The organism is Micromonospora sp. NPDC049203 (genome assembly GCF_043197215.1).
In the GTDB taxonomy this organism is placed as follows: domain Bacteria; phylum Actinomycetota; class Actinomycetes; order Mycobacteriales; family Micromonosporaceae; genus Micromonospora.
Window position 1 is genome coordinate 374,565 of sequence record NZ_JBICSV010000006.1, and the last position, 19,762, is coordinate 394,326.

The 19,762-nt window shown below is 73.9% G+C and carries 18 protein-coding genes; 14 read left to right on the forward strand and 4 right to left on the reverse strand.

The annotated features are described in order from the left end of the window. The first annotated feature begins 19 nt into the window (after positions 1-19). The 6 genes from ACGFIA_RS19370 to ACGFIA_RS19395 all read left to right on the forward strand — a co-directional run bounded on the left by ACGFIA_RS19370 (position 20) and on the right by ACGFIA_RS19395 (position 6,875). Positions 20-1,489: a hypothetical protein gene (locus ACGFIA_RS19370; RefSeq protein WP_393261211.1), complete on the forward strand. Its 1,470-nt coding sequence runs from the start codon at positions 20-22 to the stop codon at positions 1,487-1,489. Between the two features lie 125 nt (positions 1,490-1,614). After that, positions 1,615-1,989, forward strand: coding sequence for a hypothetical protein (locus ACGFIA_RS19375; RefSeq protein WP_357390439.1), 375 nt, complete (start codon positions 1,615-1,617; stop codon positions 1,987-1,989). 43 nt (positions 1,990-2,032) lie between these two features. Next, positions 2,033-2,983, forward strand: a complete 951-nt coding sequence (gene pip, locus ACGFIA_RS19380) for a prolyl aminopeptidase (protein ID WP_357477355.1) — start codon at positions 2,033-2,035, stop codon at positions 2,981-2,983. 54 nt (positions 2,984-3,037) lie between these two features. Continuing rightward, a complete protein-coding gene (locus ACGFIA_RS19385; protein ID WP_393261214.1) occupies positions 3,038-3,862 on the forward strand; it encodes a metallophosphoesterase family protein in 825 nt (274 codons plus the stop codon). Further along, positions 3,859-4,521: a 4'-phosphopantetheinyl transferase superfamily protein gene (locus tag ACGFIA_RS19390; protein ID WP_357390433.1), complete on the forward strand. Its 663-nt coding sequence runs from the start codon at positions 3,859-3,861 to the stop codon at positions 4,519-4,521. The genes ACGFIA_RS19385 and ACGFIA_RS19390 overlap by 4 nt, the downstream gene beginning before the upstream one ends. A gap of 92 nt (positions 4,522-4,613) precedes the next feature. After that, complete coding sequence (locus ACGFIA_RS19395; RefSeq protein ID WP_393261218.1) at positions 4,614-6,875, forward strand: catalase; 2,262 nt, start codon at positions 4,614-4,616, stop codon at positions 6,873-6,875. 66 nt (positions 6,876-6,941) lie between these two features. Here ACGFIA_RS19395 and ACGFIA_RS19400 read toward each other — a convergent pair whose 3' ends face one another. After that, positions 6,942-7,919 (reverse strand): DUF2804 domain-containing protein, encoded by a 978-nt coding sequence (locus tag ACGFIA_RS19400; RefSeq protein ID WP_393261221.1) that lies wholly within the window; start codon positions 7,917-7,919, stop codon positions 6,942-6,944. Positions 7,920-7,989: 70 nt separating this feature from the next. Beyond that, the gene (locus ACGFIA_RS19405) at positions 7,990-8,748 is read right to left on the reverse strand and encodes a peptidylprolyl isomerase (protein WP_194800849.1); all 759 of its coding nucleotides are present in this window, start codon (positions 8,746-8,748) and stop codon (positions 7,990-7,992) included. Positions 8,749-8,964: 216 nt separating this feature from the next. On the opposite strand from ACGFIA_RS19405, the gene ACGFIA_RS19410 reads away from it, so the two are divergent. The 5 genes from ACGFIA_RS19410 (at position 8,965) to ACGFIA_RS19430 (ending at position 12,683) form a co-directional block, all read left to right on the forward strand. Next, entirely contained in the window at positions 8,965-10,119 is a 1,155-nt protein-coding gene (locus ACGFIA_RS19410) for an RNA ligase RtcB family protein (protein ID WP_357390426.1), read from the forward strand. Further along, on the forward strand, positions 10,116-10,721 hold the full coding sequence (gene prfH / locus ACGFIA_RS19415; protein WP_357390424.1) for a peptide chain release factor H: 606 nt from the start codon (positions 10,116-10,118) through the stop codon (positions 10,719-10,721). The genes ACGFIA_RS19410 and prfH overlap by 4 nt, the downstream gene beginning before the upstream one ends. Before the next feature lie 140 nt (positions 10,722-10,861). Beyond that, positions 10,862-11,200, forward strand: a complete 339-nt coding sequence (locus ACGFIA_RS19420) for a hypothetical protein (RefSeq protein ID WP_357390422.1) — start codon at positions 10,862-10,864, stop codon at positions 11,198-11,200. Continuing rightward, complete coding sequence (locus tag ACGFIA_RS19425) at positions 11,197-11,826, forward strand: hypothetical protein (RefSeq protein ID WP_357390420.1); 630 nt, start codon at positions 11,197-11,199, stop codon at positions 11,824-11,826. The genes ACGFIA_RS19420 and ACGFIA_RS19425 overlap by 4 nt, the downstream gene beginning before the upstream one ends. 29 nt (positions 11,827-11,855) lie before the next feature. Continuing rightward, a complete protein-coding gene (locus ACGFIA_RS19430; protein ID WP_357390459.1) occupies positions 11,856-12,683 on the forward strand; it encodes a DUF72 domain-containing protein in 828 nt (275 codons plus the stop codon). A 77-nt stretch (positions 12,684-12,760) separates the two neighbouring features. On the opposite strand, the gene ACGFIA_RS19435 is transcribed toward ACGFIA_RS19430, so the two are convergent. Continuing rightward, positions 12,761-13,552 carry a DUF3152 domain-containing protein gene (locus tag ACGFIA_RS19435; protein ID WP_357390418.1) on the reverse strand — a complete coding sequence of 264 codons (792 nt, stop codon included), beginning with the start codon at positions 13,550-13,552 and terminating at the stop codon, positions 12,761-12,763. 136 nt (positions 13,553-13,688) lie between these two features. Here ACGFIA_RS19435 and ACGFIA_RS19440 point away from each other — a divergent pair, with 136 nt between their 5' ends. The 3 genes from ACGFIA_RS19440 to ACGFIA_RS19450 all read left to right on the forward strand — a co-directional run bounded on the left by ACGFIA_RS19440 (position 13,689) and on the right by ACGFIA_RS19450 (position 16,392). Further along, the gene (locus ACGFIA_RS19440) at positions 13,689-14,192 is read left to right on the forward strand and encodes a SigE family RNA polymerase sigma factor (RefSeq protein WP_357390416.1); all 504 of its coding nucleotides are present in this window, start codon (positions 13,689-13,691) and stop codon (positions 14,190-14,192) included. 5 nt (positions 14,193-14,197) lie between these two features. Further along, a complete protein-coding gene (locus tag ACGFIA_RS19445; RefSeq protein WP_357390457.1) occupies positions 14,198-14,917 on the forward strand; it encodes a hypothetical protein in 720 nt (239 codons plus the stop codon). Positions 14,918-15,345: 428 nt separating this feature from the next. After that, positions 15,346-16,392, forward strand: coding sequence for a zinc-dependent alcohol dehydrogenase family protein (locus ACGFIA_RS19450; RefSeq protein WP_393261227.1), 1,047 nt, complete (start codon positions 15,346-15,348; stop codon positions 16,390-16,392). Between the two features lie 62 nt (positions 16,393-16,454). Here ACGFIA_RS19450 and ACGFIA_RS19455 read toward each other — a convergent pair whose 3' ends face one another. After that, a complete protein-coding gene (locus ACGFIA_RS19455) occupies positions 16,455-19,685 on the reverse strand; it encodes an Ig-like domain-containing protein (protein ID WP_357390412.1) in 3,231 nt (1,076 codons plus the stop codon). Between the last annotated feature and the right edge of the window lie 77 nt (positions 19,686-19,762).

Sequence of the window (19,762 nt, forward strand, 5' to 3'; positions counted from 1 at the left end):
AACCGACGGAGGATGGCGCATGTCAAACGGTGCCGAGCCGTTCGCACCCCACGACGACCTGTCCGCGCGACCGCGATTCGATCCCGCGTTGCGCGGCTACGACAAACGTCAGGTGGATCGGTACGTCGAGCAGGTCGACGCCGAGGTGAGCGCGCTGACCGCCGCACGGGACCGGGCGTACGCGCAGGTGCGTGACCTGACCGCGCAGGTGCAGCGGGCGCAGGCCGAGGCGGGGGAGCTGCGCGACCGTCCGGCGCCGGTGGACCGGGCGTCCTTCCGCGACCTGGGCCCGATGGTGGACCAGATCCTGGACCTGGCGGAGAAGCAGGCCGGCCAGATCACCGAGGTGGCCACCCGGCGCGCGGAGGAGGTCCAGGGCCAGGCGGAGAAGCTGCTCGTCGCGGCGCAGGAGCAGGCCGCCCGGGAGCGGCGTGAGCTGGACGAGGAGCTGGCCGCCCGCCGGGCCGAGCAGGAGCGGGTGGACGAGGAACGGCGGACCGTCGCGCAGGCGGAGCTGACCGCGGTGCGGGAGCTGGCGGAGAAGCTGCGCGTCGAGGGCCAGGCCGTGCACGACCGGGCCCAGCAGGAGGCGAAGCGGATCAGCGAGCAGAGCGCCCAGCAGGTCGAGCAGGCGCGGTCGGCGTCCGAGGCGCTGGTGAAGGCCGCGCGGACGCAGATCCAGCAGGAGGTCCAGGCCAACCGCAGCAAGGCCCAGCAGGAGCTGGCCCAGTGGCAGGCCACCATGGCCAAGGAGCTGGACGAGCGGCGGGCCGCCGCCGAGCAGGAGCTGGCCGACCGGGCCGCCGCCGCGGAGAAGGACATCGCCGCGCTGGTCGCCGAGGCGCAGCAGTACGCCACCGAGGTCCGCGAGCGGGCCGACGAGGAGACCGCGGCGCACCAGGAGCAGCTCGCCGGTGTGCAGCGGGACATCCAGCAGCGTCAGGAGTCGCTGACCCAGCTCAAGGCGGAGCTGGAGACGGCCTCCCGGCAACTGGAGGACACCCGCCGGGAGATCGCCGCCATCGAGCGCACCGGCGGGGAGCTGGAGGAGCGGCTGGTCGGCGTACGCCGGGAGCTGAGCGCGGAGAGCAAGCGGCTCGACGAGGCGCGGCGCGCGGCGGACCTGGCCGAGCAGCACGCCAAGGAGACCCGGGCCCGGGTGCAGCGGGAGGCCAAGCGGGTCGCCGATCTGGCCGCGGCGGCGGTCATGGCCGCCGCGGCGGGCGGCGGCGAGACCGCCGAGTACCCGCAGGTGCCGGCGCGGCCGGCGGCCCCGGTCCCGGCCGAGGCGGCGCCCCGGGCCTCGGACGGGCGGGCCGAGCCGGACGGGGTCGAGCGGGACCGGTCGGAGCCGCCGGCCGTGGAGCCGTTCGTCGAGCGGCTGGACGGCCCGAGCTTCGACGCGTTCGCGGTCCGCACGCCGGCTCCGCGCGGGGCGTCCGAGGCGGAGACCAGCGGTACGGACAACGGCGTACCGGCCACCGCCTGAGCGACGCGTGCCGCCGGTCCGGGTGCGGGCGCGGCGGCACGCACCTTGCTCATCGACCTTGCTCTATGCAAATATTTGGATCGATCCGCCGGTACATCTAGATCCTTCTGCGGGAGTTGACGGGTATGCGGAAAATCTCCTCCATCGGTGCCGCCGTCGTCCTTACCGTCACCTCGGCGTGCGCCGCGGTGGCCGGCACGGCCGCACCGGCGAGCGCCGGATGCAGCCACTCGCACTCCAACGTGGACAGCAAGTTCGGCCAGCTCTTCAACGCCACGAACGTCAACATCCGGACCGGCCCGCACACCACCTGCGCCTCCCTGGGTTACGGCCAGCTCAGCCACACCGTCGACTTCCACTGCTTCGCCAGCGGCGACCGGGTCAGCGCGAACGGCCACACCACCTACACGTGGACCTACCTGCGCGACGTCACCACAGGCGTCTCCGGCTGGGTCGCCGACGCGCTGCTGGACAACCTCGGCGGCAACGTCGCCTGCTGACCGGGGCCACCCGGGGCGCCCGCGACGGGCACAATGACCGGGCATGACCGGCCTGCACCCACCCGTCGAGCCGTACGCCACCCACCGCATACCGGTCGGTGACGGCCACGTCCTGTACGTGGAGGAGGTCGGGCGGCCGGACGGCGTACCCGTGGTGTTCCTGCACGGTGGCCCCGGCGGCGGCCTGGTGCCGGCGGCCCGCCGGTTCTTCGACCCCGCCCGTCACCGGGCCGTGCTGTTCGACCAGCGTGGCGCCGGCCGCAGCACCCCGCACGGCGAGGTGCGCGCCAACACCACCTGGCACCTGGTGGCCGACCTGGAGATCATCCGGCAACGGCTGGGCGTCGGCTCCTGGCTGGTGTTCGGCGGGTCGTGGGGCACCACGCTCGGCCTGGCGTACGCCCAGACGCACCCGGAGCGGGTGACCGGCCTGGTCCTGCGCGGCGTGCTGCTGCTGCGGCGCAGCGAACGCGACTGGTTCTACCAGGGCGGGCTGCGTCACCTCCAGCCCGAGGAGTGGGAGCGGTTCGTCGCGCCGATCCCGCCCGCCGAGCGCGGCGACGTGCTGGCCGCGTACCACGGGCGGTTGCACGGCCCGGACGAGACGCGGGCCCGGGAGTACGCGCGGGCCTGGGGGCGGTGGGAGGCGGTCAACTCCTCGCTGCGGCCCGACCCCGAGCTGCTCGCCCACTTCACCGCCGACGACCAGGCGCTGCCGGTGGCCCGGATCCTGTCGCACTACGCGGTGCACGGCGGCTTCCTCGCCGAGGGCCAGTTGCTCGACGGCGTGGACCGGATCCGGCACCTGCCCGCCGTGATCGTCAATGGCCGCTACGACCTGTGCTGCCCGCCGGTCACCGCGTACGACCTGGCCCGGCGCTGGCCGGAGGCGACACTGCGGATCGTGCCCGACGCCGGGCACTCCGCCGCCGAGCCGGGCGTGACCCGGGAGGTGCTGCGCGCACTCGACGAGGTGACCGCGAAGGTCGGCTGACACCTCGGCCGGCGAGCCTGGTCATCCGGCGGCGCCACTGGCAAGATCGGCCGGGTGACGGGTGGGCTGTACGCGGTCAGTGACCTCCACGTGTCGTACGCGGAGAACCGCGCGGTGGTGGACGGCCTGCGGCCGGAGACGGCGGACGACTGGCTGATCGTGGCCGGCGACGTCGGCGAGGTCTTCGCCGACATCGAGCGGACGCTGCGGCTGCTGCGCGACCGGTTCGCCACTGTGGTGTGGGCGCCGGGCAACCACGAGCTGTGGACCCACCCGAACGACCCGGTGACGTTGCGCGGCGTGGCCCGCTACGACGCGCTCGTGGCGATGTGTCGCGAGCTGGGCGTGCTGACCCCGGAGGACGACTACCCGGTCTGGCGGGGCGCGGACGGGCCGGTCACCGTGGCGCCGCTGTTCCTGCTCTACGACTACTCGTTCCGCGCCCCCGGCACCGGCACCAAGGAGGAGTCGCTGCGCAAGGCGTACGACGCGGGCGTGGTGTGCACCGACGAGATGCTGCTGCACCCCGACCCGTACCCGGACCGGGAGTCCTGGTGCTGGGCGCGGCTGGAGGCGACCCGGCGGCGGCTGGAGGCCACCGACCCGGCGCTGCCCACCGTGCTGGTCAGCCACTGGCCGCTGGTACGCCAGCCCACCGACGTGCTCTGGTTCCCCGAGTTCGCCCAGTGGTGCGGCACCGACCGCACCGCCGACTGGCACGTGCGCCACCGCGCCGCCGTCGCGGTCTACGGCCACCTGCACATCCCGCGCACCACGCACTACGACGGGGTGCGGTTCGAGGAGGTGTCGCTGGGCTACCCACGTGAGTGGCGGCGGCGCGGTGGCGAGCCGGCGCCGATGAAGCGGATCCTCGGATGATCGAGGCGTTGCTGCCGGCCGGGGCGCTGGCCGTCGAGGCGTTCACCGACGTGCCGGGCGAGGCGCCGTACCCGGGTGAGGAGGACCTGATCGCGCGCGCGGTGTCCGGCCGCCGCCAGGAGTTCGTCACGGCCCGCCGCTGCGCGCGGGAGGCGCTGGCCCGCCTGGGGTACGCCCCGGCGCCGATCCGTCCCGGTCCCCGGCGGGAGCCGGTGTGGCCGGCCGGGGTGGTGGGCAGCATCACCCACTGCTCCGGTTACCGGGCGGCGGCGGTGGCCCCGTCCGGCGCGCTGGCCGGGCTGGGCATCGACGCGGAACCGCACGAGCCGCTGCCCGACGGGGTGGCCGGCGCGGTCCTCACGGCGGGCGAGCCGGAGCGGCTGGCCGCGCTGCGCGCCGCCGACCCGGCGACGCACTGGGACCGGCTGCTGTTCAGCGCCAAGGAGTCGGTCTACAAGGCGTGGTATCCGCTGACCGGGCGCTGGCTCGGGTTCGAGGAGGCGGAGCTGACGTTCGACCGGTCCGGCCGGTTCACCGTCCGGATCCTGGTCGACGGCACCCGCGCCGACGGTGGGCCCCCGCTGGAGGTGCTGGACGGACGCTGGCTGGCCTCCGGCGGGCTGCTGCTCACCGCCGTGGCCGTGCCGCACCTACCCTGACCAGCGATCCTGCGATTGTTCCGGTTTGCCCGCCCTGACCTGGGGTACGGCGGAAGGGGCCTGGACATTTAGCCGTAGGAGGACAGGTCCTGATGGAATCCAGCAAGCCCGCCCAGATCGTCAAGGGTGTCGTCGAAGCCGCCGTCGAGAAGGTCGGCGACGCGCTGACTCCGGACGTGCCGGGCGCCCCCGGCAGCGCGCCACCACCGCTGGAGGAGCCGACCACCCCGCACGGGCCGCTGCCGCCCAAGGCCGAGCAGGGCGCGCCGGACACCCGGACCCCGACCGGCGCCGAGACCGGGGTGCCGAAGATCGCCAAGGGGCAGCAGGGCGCGTACCTCACCACGGCCAACGGGGCCCGGCTGCGGGACACGGACCACTCGCTCAAGGCCGGTCCGCGCGGTCCGGTCCTGCTCCAGGACCACCACCTGCGGGAGAAGATCACCCACTTCGACCACGAGCGGATCCCGGAGCGGGTGGTGCACGCCCGGGGCGCGGGCGCGCACGGCACGTTCGTGGCGTACGGCGCCGCCGAGGAGGTGACCCGGGCCGGGTTCCTGAAGAAGGGCCGCGAGACGCCGGTCTTTGTCCGCTTCTCCACAGTGCTGGGTTCGCGCGGCTCGGCGGACACGGTCCGCGACACCCGCGGCTTCGCCACCAAGTTCTACACCGACGAGGGCACGTTCGACCTGGTCGGCAACAACATGCCGGTGTTCTTCATCCAGGACGCGATCAAGTTTCCGGACGTCATCCACGCCGGCAAGCCGCACCCGGATCGGGAGATCCCGCAGGCGCAGAGCGCGCACGACACGTTCTGGGACTTCGTCTCGCTGCACACCGAGGCGCAGCACCACACCATCTGGAACATGTCCGACCGGGGCATCCCGCGGTCCTACCGGACCATGGAGGGCTTCGGCGTGCACACGTTCCGCATGGTCGACGAGGCCGGCGCGACGGTGCTGGTCAAGTTCCACTGGAAGCCGAAGCTCGGCGTGCACTCCCTGACCTGGGAGGAGGCGCAGCTCATCGGCGGCCTCGACCCCGACTACCACCGCCGCGACCTGTACGACGCGATCGAGGCCGGCGCGTACCCGGAGTGGGAGCTGGGCATCCAGGTCTTCCCGGACACGCCGGAGGAGACGTTCGCCGGGATCGACCTGCTCGACCCGACGAAGATCGTGCCGGAGGAGCTGGCGCCGGTGCAGCCGATCGGCAAGCTCACCCTGAACAAGACGCCGCGCAACTTCTTCGCCGAGGTCGAGCAGGTGGCGTTCCACGTCGGGCACCTGCCGCCGGGCATCGACGTGACGAACGACCCGCTGTTGCAGGGCCGCCTCTTCTCGTACGTGGACACGCAGCTCACCCGCCTGGGCGGGCCGAACTTCACCCAGATCCCGATCAACCGGCCGCACGCCGACGTCAACGACATGCTGCGTGACGGCTTCCACCAGCACGCGGTGCACGCCGGTGTGGCGCCGTACCGGCCGAACTCGCTCGACGGCGGCAACCCGTTCCCGGCCGGCGACCGCGAGCACGCGTTCGTGGACACGCCGGTGACTGTGGCCGAGGCGCCGAAGGTACGCGCCGCGCCGGCCTCCTTCGACGACCACTACAGCCAGGTACGCCTGTTCTGGCAGAGCATGTCGCCGGTGGAGAAGGAGCACATCATCCGGGCGTACACGTTCGAGCTGGGCAAGTGCTACCACCAGGCGATCAAGGAGCGGCAGCTCCAGTGCCTGGCAAACGTCGACCCGGTTCTGTGCGAGCAGGTGGCGATCGGCCTGGGCCTGCCCGTGCCGCAGCCCACGGTGCCGCTCGCGGAGGTGCAGCCCAGCCCGGCGCTGTCCCAGGTGGGCCGGGAGTGGCCGGCCGACGGCCGGATGGTCGGCATCGTCGTCGACGCCCAGGCCGACCTGGGCGACGTGCACGAGGTACGCCGGGAGGTGTTCGCCGCCGGCATGGTGCCGCTGCTGATCGCCGCGCACGGCGGCACCGTCGACGGGCTGCCGGTGCAGCGCACGTTCGCCACCGGCCGCTCGGTCGAGTTCGACGCGGTGCTGCTGGCCGGCGCACCGGCCCCGGCGCCGGACGCGCTGCCGGCCCGCGACGCCAAGGCCGGCGCTTCGGGCTCCCTGACCGTCGACCCGCGGGTGTTGCTGCTGGTCGAGGAGGCCTGGCGGCACGCCAAGGTGATCGGCGCCTGGGGCGCGGGCGCAGAGGTGCTGAACCAGGCCGGTGTCACCGGCACGCCGGGCGTGGTGACCGGCGGCTCCGGCGCCGAGGTGCTCGCCGAGGTGCAGCGGCTGATGGCGGCGCACCGGGTCTGGGAGCGGTTCCCGGCCTCGGTGGCCTGATCCCGAGTCGTGCGTGGGGCGGTCCCGGACGGGACCGCCCCACCTCGCTGTCCGCCCCGGGTGACGTCACCAGCGGTTGCGGGCCTCCTCGGCCCAGCCGACCAGGCCGTCGAGGTCCACGCGCTCGCCGTCGTCGGTCGCCGCCCAGCCGGTGAAGTGCCCGAAACACTGGTGCGTCTCCCCGGCCAGCACGAGCAGATTGGTACGCGCCACCCGCTCGTGGAACGGGTGGAACGTGACGTCGACCCGGTCGCCGGTGATCCGCCACGGCCGCAGCCAGTCGGTCCTGTCGTACGCCCAGGTCAGGTCCGCGCCGATCTTGTGCAGCCGCCCGTCCACGAAGACCGCGTTCTCGGTCGAGCCGGTGCCGTCGGTCCACTTCCCGCCGAGCTGGATCGCCCGGCCCGGGCCGCTGCCTGCCGCCCAGTTCCACCGCACCGCGTACCGCCACTTGCCCCGGCCGTGGTCGAGCGCCGCGTACGACCCCTCCCCCACCGGATAGGCGGTGCCGTCCACGGTGATCGTGCCGTGCACCGGCCGCCCGATGTCCTTGACCGTGTACTGGAACCGCCGGCTGCTCCACGGCACCACCACGCCCAGTGACTGGTGCCCCGGCGGCAGCGGCACTGTCAGGTCCACCTCGATGCCGGGCGCGGTGGCTCGCACCGTACTGCCGTCCGGGCCCTGGTCGACGGCGATGGTGAGCTTCCCGCCCCGGGCCCGGACCGGTCCGGCGCCGCTGACCGGCGGCAACGCGGTGCCCCGGGCCAGCGGCACCACCGCCTCCGCAGTGGTCTCCCGCCCGGTGGCCCGGTCGAGCAGGTAGAGGCTCTGCACCCCGGCGTAGTCAAGCGACGACGCGACCAGGCCGAGGATGTGCGTCGGGGTGACCACGCCCCAGTGCTCCCACCGCTTGGCCCGGCCCCAGCCGCGCAGGTTCGCCCGGTGCAGCGGCCGGCGGCTCCAGCCGACCGCGTCCGGGTTCAGCCGCCCGTCCGGGCGGCACAGGTCGACCGGCTCGGTGATCTCCCGCTCATGCGTCATCGCCGCAGGTTACCGGCGACGGCGCGGGCCCGGCGGGCGGCCTGGACGGCCGTCCCGCCGGGCCGTCGCGTCAGCGCCCCTGCTTGGCGCGGCAGATCTCCACCGGCACCGCCGGGGCGCCGTCGACCGGAGCCGGGTCCTCCGGCGTGGGCGCGATGCCGCCGGCCGAGATCCGGTCCAGCGTGGCCAGCCCGGCCGCGTCGACCTGGCCGAACACGGTGTAGTTGGGGCGCAGCGCCGAGTCGGCCTGGACCAGGAAGAACTGGCTGCCGTTGGTGTCCGGGCCGGCGTTGGCCATGGCGAGGGTGCCCCGCGCGTACAGGCGGCGTACGCCCGTCGGGTCGGTCGGCGCGGGCGGCAGGTCGGTGGGCAGCTCGTCGCGGTACCGGTAGCCCGGGCCGCCCTCGCCGGTGCCGGACGGGTCGCCGCACTGGAGCACTGTCAGCGTCGGGTACGCGGTGAGCCGGTGGCAGGGCGTCCGGTCGTAGAAGCGCTTGCGGACCAGGTGCAGGAAGCTCTGCACGGTGCACGGCGCCTGTTCGCGGTCCAGCGTCAGCCCGATCGGCCCCTGGTTGGTGCGCAGCGTTACCCGCACGGTGCCCCGGTCCGGCGTCCGGCGCGGGTCCGGCGGCAGCGGCACCGGACGGGCGGCCGGCTCGTCCGGCGTGGGCGTGTACGCGCACGGCCCCTTCGTGGGCGCGGGATCGGCCGGCGGCGCGGCGGTCGCGGCGACACCTGCGGCGGCGACGATCGTCGCGGCGGCAACGCTCACCCCGGCGAGGCGGGCCAGCAGGGGTAAGGCAGCGTGCGTTCGGGTTTCGCTCGACACGGTGGTCCTCCCTGGACTCGTGGTACCAGAACGACCGGAGTCTATGGAGCGGGTGCGGCGATGTCGACGCGAACGCGTCGCGGGCCGAAAGTCGGTTGCCGCCCCGGTGCCGCCTCCGCGAGGCTGGGCGCATGACGTTCTGACGGACCGCACCCAGCTCGCAGGCCCTCGCCGCCTGCCGTTCCCGCCTCTCTTCTTCCGCAGAAACGAGCGTCTGTGTCCGCGTACCCCTCCGGGCGGGCCGTCGTGCCCGCCACCGTCTCCGTCTTCTCCTCCCCCGGCAGCTGGATCGAGTCCGCCGCGCTCGACCAGTGCCGTCAGGTCGCCGCCCTGGACGGCATGGCGCATGTCGCCGCCATGCCCGACCTGCACCCCGGCAAGGGCGCGCCGATCGGCGCCGCGATGTCCTCGACTGTGCTCTACCCGTTCCTGGTCGGCTCCGACATCGGGTGCGGCATCGCGGTGTTCCCGATCGCGCTGCGCCGGGCCGTGCCGGAACGGCTCGCGGCCCGGTTCCCCGACCTGGACCGGGCACTCGACCCGGACCGGGACGCCGACGACCCGGCCTGGTCGGTGCTGGACGATGACGTGCCGGCTGGTCACCTCGACGGGCTCGGCACTGTCGGGCGCGGCAACCACTTCGTCGAGCTGGCCCGCGTCGGGCCGATCCTCGCGGCGGAGCACGCCGCGCGGCTCGGGCTGGAGGCCGGTGACCTGGTGCTCGTGGTCCACTCCGGGTCACGCGGGCTGGGCGAGCGGATCCTGCGCGAGCACACCGAGGCGCACGGCGCCGGTCCCGCGCCCGACCCGGACGCCTACCTGGCCCGGCACGACGCCGCGGTGCGGTGGGGTTCGCTCAACCGGCGGCTGCTGGCCGCGCGGGTGGCGTACGCCCTCGGCGCGGAACCCACCGAGCCGGTCGTCGACCAGTGCCACAACCTCGTCGAGATCCGCGACGGGCGCTACCTGCACCGCAAAGGCGCGGCCCCGGGCGACGGCCGGGACGTGCTGATCGCCGGCACCCGGGGCACGCCCTCCTACCTGGTGGCCGCGCACGCCGGGGCGGACGCCGGCTACTCGGTGGCGCACGGCGCCGGGCGCAAGATGTCCCGCGCCGACGCGCTGCGCCGGGGCCGGGTCAAGCACACCGTCGAGGAACTGCGGCGTACGCCTGTGGGCTCGGTAGTGGTGTGCGGCGACCGGCAGTTGCTGTTCGAGGAGGCGCCCACCGCCTACAAGCGCATCGAGCAGGTGATCGGCGACCTGGTGGCGCACGACCTCGCCACGCCCGTCACCACGACGGTTCCGCTTGTCACCTACAAGACGCCGGACGTGGGCCGCCGCGACGAGCGCCGGAAGGGCCGCCGGTGACCGCGCTGCTGCTGTCCGCCGGGCGCGGGCCCGCCGAGTGCGCGTGGGCGCTGGCCCGGCTGCTGTCCCGCCTGGAGGGCGAGGCGGCCCGGCGGGGCCTGCGTAGCGAGCGGGTCGAGACGGTGCCCGGCGACCGGACGGGCACCTACCGGTCGGTGCTCCTGTTGATCACCGGCGCCGGGGCGGAGGCGTTCGCGGCCGGGTGGACCGGCACGCTCTGCTGGCAGGCGCCCAGCCCGTACCGGACGGGTCACGGCCGCAAGAACTGGTACGTCACCGCGCAGTCCTGCCGGACCGACGTGGTGGTCACGCCGTTTCACGAGGCCGACGTCGAGTTCGTGCCGTGCCGCACCGGCGGGCCCGGCGGTCAGCACCGCAACAAGGCGAGCACCGCCGTACGGGCCACGCACCGCCCGTCGGGCCGGACCGTGGTGGTGGACACCGAACGGCACCTGCACCTCAACCGGCGCATCGCCGTCGAGCTGCTGCGGCAGCGGATCGCCGCCGCCGACGAGGCGGCCCGCCGGGCCGGCGCCGACGCCCGCTGGCGGGTCCACGACGACCTCGTGCGCGGCGACCCGGTGCGGGTGGAACGCCCGTGACCCCGCGCCGGGCCGGTCCGGCGCAACTGGTGACCTCGACCCGATCCGAGGCGTCTGACCGGCCCGGCTACCGTGGGCGCGGCAAGCGGGCGGGCCCACGGTAGCCGGGCCCGCCGACGTGAGGCGCGCGAGGAGGACGGATGCGACGGAGAAGGACCGGCCCGGTGGCGGCGCTGGCGACACTGGCGCTCTCGGTCGCCTCCTGCGGCGGGGACGCCGGCACCGATCCCGAGACCTACCTCCGGGACGCGATGAGCGACGCCGTGTCGATCAAGCAGGACACCGGGCGGTTCCCCCGGGGCGTGAGCGATCTGCCGATCGGGGACTACGACGGCGTCGGCGTCGTCACGTTCGTCACGAACAACGACGCGTCGGCGCTCTGCGTGCAGCTGTCCGTGCCGGACGCCAAGTACAGCGCGTACTCCTCCGACCCCGGGCAGGTCGTCGACGGCGCCTGCGACATGGACCGCGTCCAGTGAACCCGCTCGTGCAGCGCTTCCGCGCCGTGGTCGCCATGTGGATCTTCGTCGGCGCGGGCGGATTCCTGCTGGCCGGGTTCCTCGGCCTCGCGCTGCTGACCCAGACGGGCCCGTTCGCGGCCGCGTCGGCCTTCTCCGCCGACGCCGAGTTCGCTCCCGGCGCGGAGATCAAGGTCAGTGACACCGGCGTACGTCCCGGCAACATCCTGATCCTCGCCACCCCGGCCACAGTGGACCCGGCCACCGTCCGGTGCACCACGAAGAGCCGGGTCTACTCCACCGGCGAGCAGCGGAGCAGGGAGCTGACCGGGGCCCGGCCCGAGGGGACCGCGGCGGTGATGCGCGACCGCGGTGACCCGCGCCGGTTCACGCCGGTGCTGGTCACCGGCGGGGTCACCTGGATGGACACCGACTTCGTGAGCTGCACCGGTGACGGTGCGGAGACGTTCGCGCTGACCACCGCCAAGGGCATCAAGAGTGACGGTTTCCGGCTCGGTACCGGACTGCTGCTCATGCTGCTCGCGCCGGTGTTCGCCGGTCTCGGCTGCCTCGCGCTGTACCTCACCCGCAAGTGGAACCGGGAGGCGCGGCTGCGCGGCGGATCGACGAACTGGCCCTACCGGTGACCGGGGCGCGCCTGCACGTCGGCTGCGCCATGTGGACACACAGGTCCTGGTCCGGCCGTTTCCTGCCGCACCCGCTGCCCGCGCACGAGCGGCTGCGCGCGTACGCCGGGTGGTGCGACGCGGTGGAGGGCAACACCACGTTCTACGCGACCCCGGCCCGGGAGACGGTGGCGTCCTGGGCCGAGCAGACCGACCCGGGCTTCCGTTTCCTGCCGAAGCTGCCGAAGGTGGTCACCCACGAGCGCCGGCTCACCGGCGGCGAGGTGGAACTGCGGGCGTTCCTGCACGCGATCGAGCCGCTGGGCCCCCGGGCGGACACGCTCTGGATCCAGTTGCCCGGCTCGTTCGGCCCCGGCGACGTGCCCGACCTCGACCGGTTCCTGCGCACACTGCCCACCACCCACAGGTACGCCGTCGAGGTCCGCCACAGCGCCTTCTTCACCGAGCCCGGTGCGGTACGCGCGCTGGAGGCGACGCTGCACCGGGCCGGCGCCGAGTGGATCCCGTTCGACACCACGGCGTTCTTCCGCACGCCGCCGACGAGCGACGCGGAACGGGAGGCGTGGACGCGCAAACCGCGCCTCCCGCTGCGTACCCGGGCGCTGACCGACCGGCCGATCGTGCGCTACCTGGGCCGCGACGACCCGGCCCAGACCGTCGAGGGCTGGCAACCGTGGCTGGACGTGGTCACCGGCTGGCTGCGCGAGGGCCGCTCACCGACCGTGTTCGTGCACACGCCGGACAACGCGGACGCCCCCGAGCTGGCCCGCCGCTTCCACGACCAGGTCCGCGCGCGGGTGCCCGGCCTCGCGCCGCTGCCGGAACCGGAGCCGGTCGGCCCGGCCACGCTGTTTTGAGCCCCGAATGGGACCACCCCGCATCGCCCGGCCGCTGCCCGGCCCCCTGGCCGGGCGATGCGCGGGGCGCCCGCCGGTCAGCCCGGCCGGCCGCCCTCGGGCGGGGGCACCCGGTCGGCGTACGCGCCGGACGGTCCCGCGTACCGCTCGCCACGCAGGAACGGCAGCGGGTTCGGGGTGCACCCGTGCAGGCCGAGCGTCTGCTGCTGCATCACCGGCGCCGGACGGCCCCGCCCCGGGCAGCGTTCGTGCCCGTGGCCCAGGCGGTGACCGACCTCGTGGTTGACCACGTACCGCCGGTACGCGGCGAGGTCGCTGCCGTAGGCGGGTGCGCCACGCACCCAGCGGGCCACGTTCACCACCACCCGGCTCCCGTTACGGCAGGACGTGTACCCGTCCGGCCCGTCCCCGCACAGGTCGTCGCGCGTACCCGGGGTGGCGAGGTGGACGGTGAAGTCGGCGGGCCCGCGTGCGCCGACCCGGCGCAGGGTGAGCTGTCCGTCGGTGGTCCAGCCACCCGATCCGGTGAGAATGGCGGTGACCTGCGAAGCGAACTCGGCCGCCGACAGACCGGTCACGTCCCGTTCCACCGCCACCCGGTAGCGCAGCAGCCGGCCCGTACCCCCGGAGGTCGCCGGCTCGGCGGCGGCGAACCGCCAACCGCCGCCGCCGTGGGCGGGATAGCCGATCGGTGCCGGCCGGGGGCGGACGGGTGCCGCCGCCGGCGTCGTCACGGCCGGTGTGGCGGCGGGCGGTCCGGGCGGCGCGGCGGCGGGCTGGTCGGCCGCCGCCGGCGCGCAGCCGGCCAGCGACACCGCCAGCACGATCACGGCGGCGCCGCCGCGCGTCCGGTCCACGGTCCTGGTCATCTCGTCTCCCCTCGGCGCCTGGTCTCGGGCGCAGGGATGAGGACGGGTGACCAGTCGCCGAAGTTGGTCCGGCGGGGACTCAACCTTTTGCCCGTCCCGCCCGTCACTACCGGGGTGAGAGGCGCAGAAGGCCGGCATGGCCCGGGGTGACGCGGAGTTCGTCGAGTTCGCGCGGGCGTCGTCCGCGCGGCTGACGCACGCCGCCTTCCTCATGACCGGCAACCACCACCACGCCGAGGACGCCGCGCAGACCGCGCTGGTGCGCACGTACGCGTCCTGGTCCCGGATCCGCAACGGCGACCCGTACGGATACGCCCGGTCGGTGCTGGTGAACCACCTCATCGACAGCTGGCGACGGCCGATCCGCGAATATCCGAGCGACGACCTGCCGGAGCGGCGCGGCGGTGACCTGGCCGAGGAGGTGGCGACCCGGCGGTGGCTGGTCACCGCGCTCGCCACGCTCACCGCGCGCGAACGCGCCGTCGTCGTCCTACGTCACTACTTCGACCTGCCGGAGGCCCAGGTGGCAAACGAACTCGACGTGTCGGTCGGCACCGTCAAGAGCACCGCGTCCCGGGCGCTGGAGAAGCTGCGTACCGCCGGTCTGTCCGCGCCGCGACCGCAGGAGACGTGCCGGTGACCGAGATGGACGAGCTGCGCCGCGCGATGCGGGCCACCGAGCGGGCCGACGGCCTGGACATCACGGACATCATGCGCCGGGGACGCCGGCTGCGCCGACGCCGCCGGATCGGCGCCGGGGTCGCGGCGACGGTGGCGGTGATCGCGGTGGCCGTCGGCGTCGACGTCGTGGCGCCGCGGCCCGGCCCGCCGCACGCCCCGGCCGGGGAGCCGGTCGCCACCGCGTCCGCCGGCACTCCCCCGCCCACGCCGGCCGCCGTGCCGGCACCGACCGAGGCCCCACCGCGACCGCTCGGGACCGTCGTCGGCAGCGGCATCCGGTACGGCGCCGACGAGCGCGTGTTCTTCATGGTCCCGGTCGAGTTGCCGCGAGTGCCCGGCGTGACGATCGGCCTGGTCGCCGGCCGGCGCACCCCGGACGGTCGCCTGACCTCCGACTTCCTGGTCAACGACGTGTCCGGCAGCGACCGCCGGCCGGGGTTCCACGAGATCGGGTACGACCAGCAGCGGGTGCCCGCCGACGCGCCGGTGCCGACGTTCGGCTACTTCGTCGGCCCGGCGGCGCGCATCGTCGGGACGGTCGACGGCCACCAGGTCGAGGCGAAGCTGGTCCGGTGGAGCGAGGACCCCCAGGTGGTGATCTTCTGGTTCGACCCGACGACCCTCACCCCCGGCACCCCCCTGGACGGCATCACCGCCCACACATCCCAGGGCCGCCGCCTATAGCCCCACTCCCCCTCCCTCCCCTCCCTCCCCTGTCTCCCCCGGTGATCAAGGAGTTTGCGGCTGACACCGCCCTGACGAGGACACAAACTCCTTGATCACCAGCATGAGACCCATCCCTCACCGGCGACCGAGCGACCGGTAGATCTTGGTACGAATTGGCCCCTATGGGGGCCTTTTCGTACCAAGATCTACGGCGCTCCCGGGATACGGATCAGGGTTCCCAGGTGATGGGAGACGCGACAGGCGGGGACCGGCCCCGCTCCGGCGATCTTGCGCTTTCTGCCCGGGCAGACAGGACATTCACGACATCGGCGGGGCAGCCAGTGCAAGATCGCCGAGAGCAGGGGACCGGGAGCCGGGGCGAGGGCGAGGGCGAGGGGCGGGAGGGGTGCGGAGGGCGGGAGGGGGCGGGTGTGAGGATCGGGGGTATGCGCGCTGTGGTGTTCGAGCGGTTCGGGGTGCGGCCGGAGGTCCGGGAGGTGGACGATCCGGTGCCTGCGCCGGACGGGGTGGTCGTCCGGGTCGGCGCGACCGGCCTGTGCCGCAGCGACTGGCACGGCTGGCAGGGCCACGACCCGGACATCCGCGTGCCACACGTGCCGGGGCACGAGTTCGCCGGCGTCGTCGTGGCCACAGGCGCGCACGTACGCGGCTGGCGGCCCGGCGACCGGGTGACCGCGCCGTTCGTCTGCGCGTGCGGGCGGTGCCCCTCGTGCCTGGCCGGCGACCAGCAGGTCTGCGAGCGGCAGACCCAGCCGGGCTTCACCGGATGGGGCTCGTTCGCCGAGCTGGTCGCGGTGCGGCACGCCGACGTCAACCTGGTCCGGCTGCCGGACGAGCTGGACGAGGCGGCCGCCGCCGCGCTCGGCTGCCGGTTCGCCACCGCGTTCCGGGCCGTCGTCGCGCAGGGCCGGGTCGCGGCGGGCGAGTGGGTGGCGGTGCACGGCTGCGGCGGCGTCGGCCTGTCCGCCGTCATGGTCGCGGCGGCGAGCGGGGCGCGGGTGGTGGCGGTGGACGTATCACCCGCCGCGCTGGAGCTGGCCCACCGCAGCGGTGCCGCGGTCTGCCTGGACGCGAGCGCGTTCGAGGGCCCGGGCGAGGTGGCCGCCGCGATCCGGGAGGCCACCGGCGGGGGCGCCCATCTCTCGCTGGACGCGCTGGGCAGTCACGCCACCTGCGTCGCGTCGATCGAAGGGCTGCGCCGGCGCGGCCGGCACGTGCAGGTCGGGCTGCTGCCCGCCGCGCAGGGCCGGCCCGCGCTGCCGATGGACCTGGTGATCGCGTACGAGCTGGAGCTGCGGGGCAGCCACGGCATGCCGGCGCACGCGTACCCGGAGATGTTGCGCCTGGTCACCGCCGGGGTGCTGCGCCCGGCCGAGCTGGTCACCCGCGTCATCGACCTGGCCGAGGCGCCGGATGCGCTGGCCACCATGGACCGGCCGGCCGCCGCCGGGATGTGCCTGATCCGTCCCTGAGACGGGCACGGGCCGGTCCGCGCCGGGACTCCCGGCGCGGACCGGCCCGCGAGGCCGTCCGGTCAGTCGGTGACGGTCACCGTGACGGTACGGGGCGGCTGCTGGTACTGCCCCCTGTTGTCCATGCCTCGGATCGTCACCGTGTACGTGCCGGCCGGGATCACCGGCGACGTGTACGCGAAGTTGGACCCCGGCGATCCCGGGCTGGTGAGGAACGTGGCGATCCACGGCCAGCTGGTCGGCGCGCCCGCGCGGCCGAACGTGCCGGCCGAGTTCATGCCCTGACCGGCGCTGTTGCCGATCTGCACCTCGACCTTCTGCATCCCGCCGTCGTCCACCGCCCGGCCGGTGATCACGATCCGGCCGCCGGTGTACGCCTGACCCTCGACCGGCGTGATGCTCGGCTCCAGCGTCGGGTCGGTGTCACCCGGGTAGACCAGGTAGCGAGCGGTCGCGCCGCTTGTCGAGTTGTCCTGCTGACCGGCGGTGTCCACGGCCCACGCCTCCACGCTGTACGTGCCCCGCGTGGGCAGGTCGATCGAGAGCGTGAACGGCGTGCTGGTCGCGCCCGGCGAGGCGAGCGTGGCGTCGACTGTGGCGAACGCGGCGGCCATGGTGCCGTTGGGCTGCACGTACCGGCCGGTGTCCAGGTCGCGCAGCGCGATCCGGACCGCCCGGACGCCCTTGTCGTCGGTCGCCGTGCCGGCCAGGTCCAGGTGCAGCTGGTCGATGTCCTGGTTGGTGCCGGTGAAGCTGAGCAGCCCGTTCGGGAAGGCGTCGCCGGGCACCTGCGCGGTGACGGTGAGCCGGCCCATGTTGGTGCTGGACGTGGTGAGGCCGAGCTTGTCCGTCGCCCGTACCCGGAAGTCGTAGACACCGGGGGTGAGCGGCACCGTGGTGAACGACCAGTCGAACGTCGCGGCGTCGAGGTTGGTCGGCGAGATCCGGTGGTAGCCGGCGACCGAGTCGGCGCCCCACGTGCCGTCGCTGGCGAGCGCCTCACGGGTGGTGTTGTTGCGCAGGTAGATCTCGACCGACTTCAGGGCGTCGTCGTCGCGCGCCGTGCCGGCGAACGTGACGGTGCCGCCGGGCGCGACGGTGAACGGCGCCGGGTTGCCCGGCGGGGTCATCGCCACAGGCGAGGTGATCGCCACTGTCGGCGGTACGCCGGTGGCCGAGACGGTCCAGTCGCGGGTGTCACCGCGCAGGTCGCTCTGCCCGCTCGTGTCGACGGCGGTGGCGGTCATCTTCCACTGGCCCTCGGTCGGCAGCGTGACCTCGTACTGCCAGGTGGCGGACTTCGCGCCGATCACGTCCGGCTCGCCGCGGAAGGTGTTGTAGACGGCGGCAACGGTGCCGTCGTCCTGGAGGTACCTGTTGTCCGGGGTGCGGAACGAGTAGATCAGCGAGTTGACGCCCTTGTCGTCGGTGGCGGTGCCGGAGGCCACGAACGTCTGCGTGGCGACCAGGCCGGCCGAAGGCGAGCTGATCCGGGTCGTCGGGGGCAGGTCGTCGAAGCGGAACGCCTCGATCTTCTTGACCGCCTTCGTGGTGTCGCCGGCGCCGTTGCGGTCGAACGTCTTGGCCTGCAACTGGTAGACCCCGGCGGGCAGCGTCACCGGCAGGCTCCACGTGGTGGAGGTGGCGTTCGGCGCGGCGACAGTCGTGTTGATCGCCTTGAACGCGCCCCAGGTGGTCAGGTCGGCCTGGAGGTACTTGCCGCTGGTGCGGTCCTGGATCTCCAGCTGGACGCGGGCCACGCCGGCCGGGGCGAGCGCCTGGCCGCTGATGGTGAACGACTCGCCGGCCGGCTTCACCGCGCCCTCGATCGGCGTGGTGACCGTGGTGTCCAGCGCCGCCGGCTTGGGCTCCTTGGAGAGGTCGAAGAAGGCCACCCGGCCGGTGGTCTTGCCGCCCTTGACGTTGCCGTCGCCGCCGACGAGCAGGCCGCGCGAGGTGGCGAGCATCGCCTTCTCGCCCTCGTACGAGTTGGAGCCGGGGTTCCACTCCAGCGCGGTGCCGGTGAGCGGGTCCAGCGCGCCGATGTGGTCGCGGCGCACCACCTGGTCGCCGAGACCGTAGCCGCTGAGCCCCTGGCCGGTGCCGTAGCCGACGTTGTCCAGGCCGGGCCACGGCACGTTCGAGGTGGGCGACTCCTGCCAGCTGAAGTGGCCGCCGACGTAGACGGCGGTGTCGGTGATCGCCACCGAGTAGATGCTGTCGAAGTGCCGGGAGATCCAGAGCGGTTCGACGTTGTCGTTTCCGGTCAGCGGGTACGCGATGGCGGTGTCGTTGATCGGCGGACGGTCGCCGCCGGAGCCGCTGGTGACCACGAAGTACGAGTCGTCCGGCGCGATGTCACCGGCGAAGACGCGCTGGATGCCGCCGACGAAGGAGAGGTTGTCCTCCCACAGCCGGGTACGCCACGGCAGCAGCGCCTTGCTGGCCGTACCGATGAGCGCCACGCCGTAGCGGTCCTGGCCGGCGATCTGGCGGCCGGTGTGCACGACGAGCAGCTTGCCGCGGTCGTGGGTGAGCTTGAGCTGCTGCACGGTGAGCATGCCGCCGACGCCGATGCCGCCGGTGAGCGGCAGGTTGAAGCCGGTGTCGACGGCGCCGGTGGTGGGGTTGAGCGCGGCCAGGCCGCTGCGGCTGACCCCGTTGACGGTGGCGAACTGGCCGCCGACGTAGACCGCGTTGCCGCTGACCGCGAGCGCGGTGGCCCGCGCGTTGGCGGTGGCGGTGAACGCGGCGACCGGCGCGCCGGTGGTCGGGTTCAGCCGGGCGATCTTGCGCTTGGTCACGCCGTTGATCGTGTTGAAGGAGCCGGCGATGTAGAGCGACGAGCCGTCCGGCGACGCCTCCACGGCGGCGACCGCGCCGTCGATGACCGGCTTGAACCCGGTGTCCACCTTGCCGGTGTCCAGGTTGTACGACGCCAGCGACCGCTGCGTGATCGCGGAACCGCCGACGTTAGCGATCGAGGTGAACGTGCCGGCGATGAAGACGCGGTTGCCGATCACCTCGATGTCGGTAATCTCGCCGTTGGTGATCCGCGGCGTGTCGGTGCGGGGCGTGGTCGGCATCAGCCGGGTGTCCCCGGGGGTGACCAGCGCACGGGTCGCGGTCGTACGCGCGGCGCCGAGCGCGGCGCTGCTGCCCGTCGCCTGGGCGCCGGCGTGTCCGGCCACGCCGGCGTCCCGCACGACGACGGTGCCGGCCAGCGCCGGTACTCCCGCCACCACGACCGCGCCGGCGGCGACCACCGCCACCGCGCGAAGCCAAACTCGCATCGAGTCAACTCTCCCTGTCCGCCGGGACGGCCCTCCCGGGTGATTCCCGGGTCCCCTCCGTCCGCGTGCCGGACGTC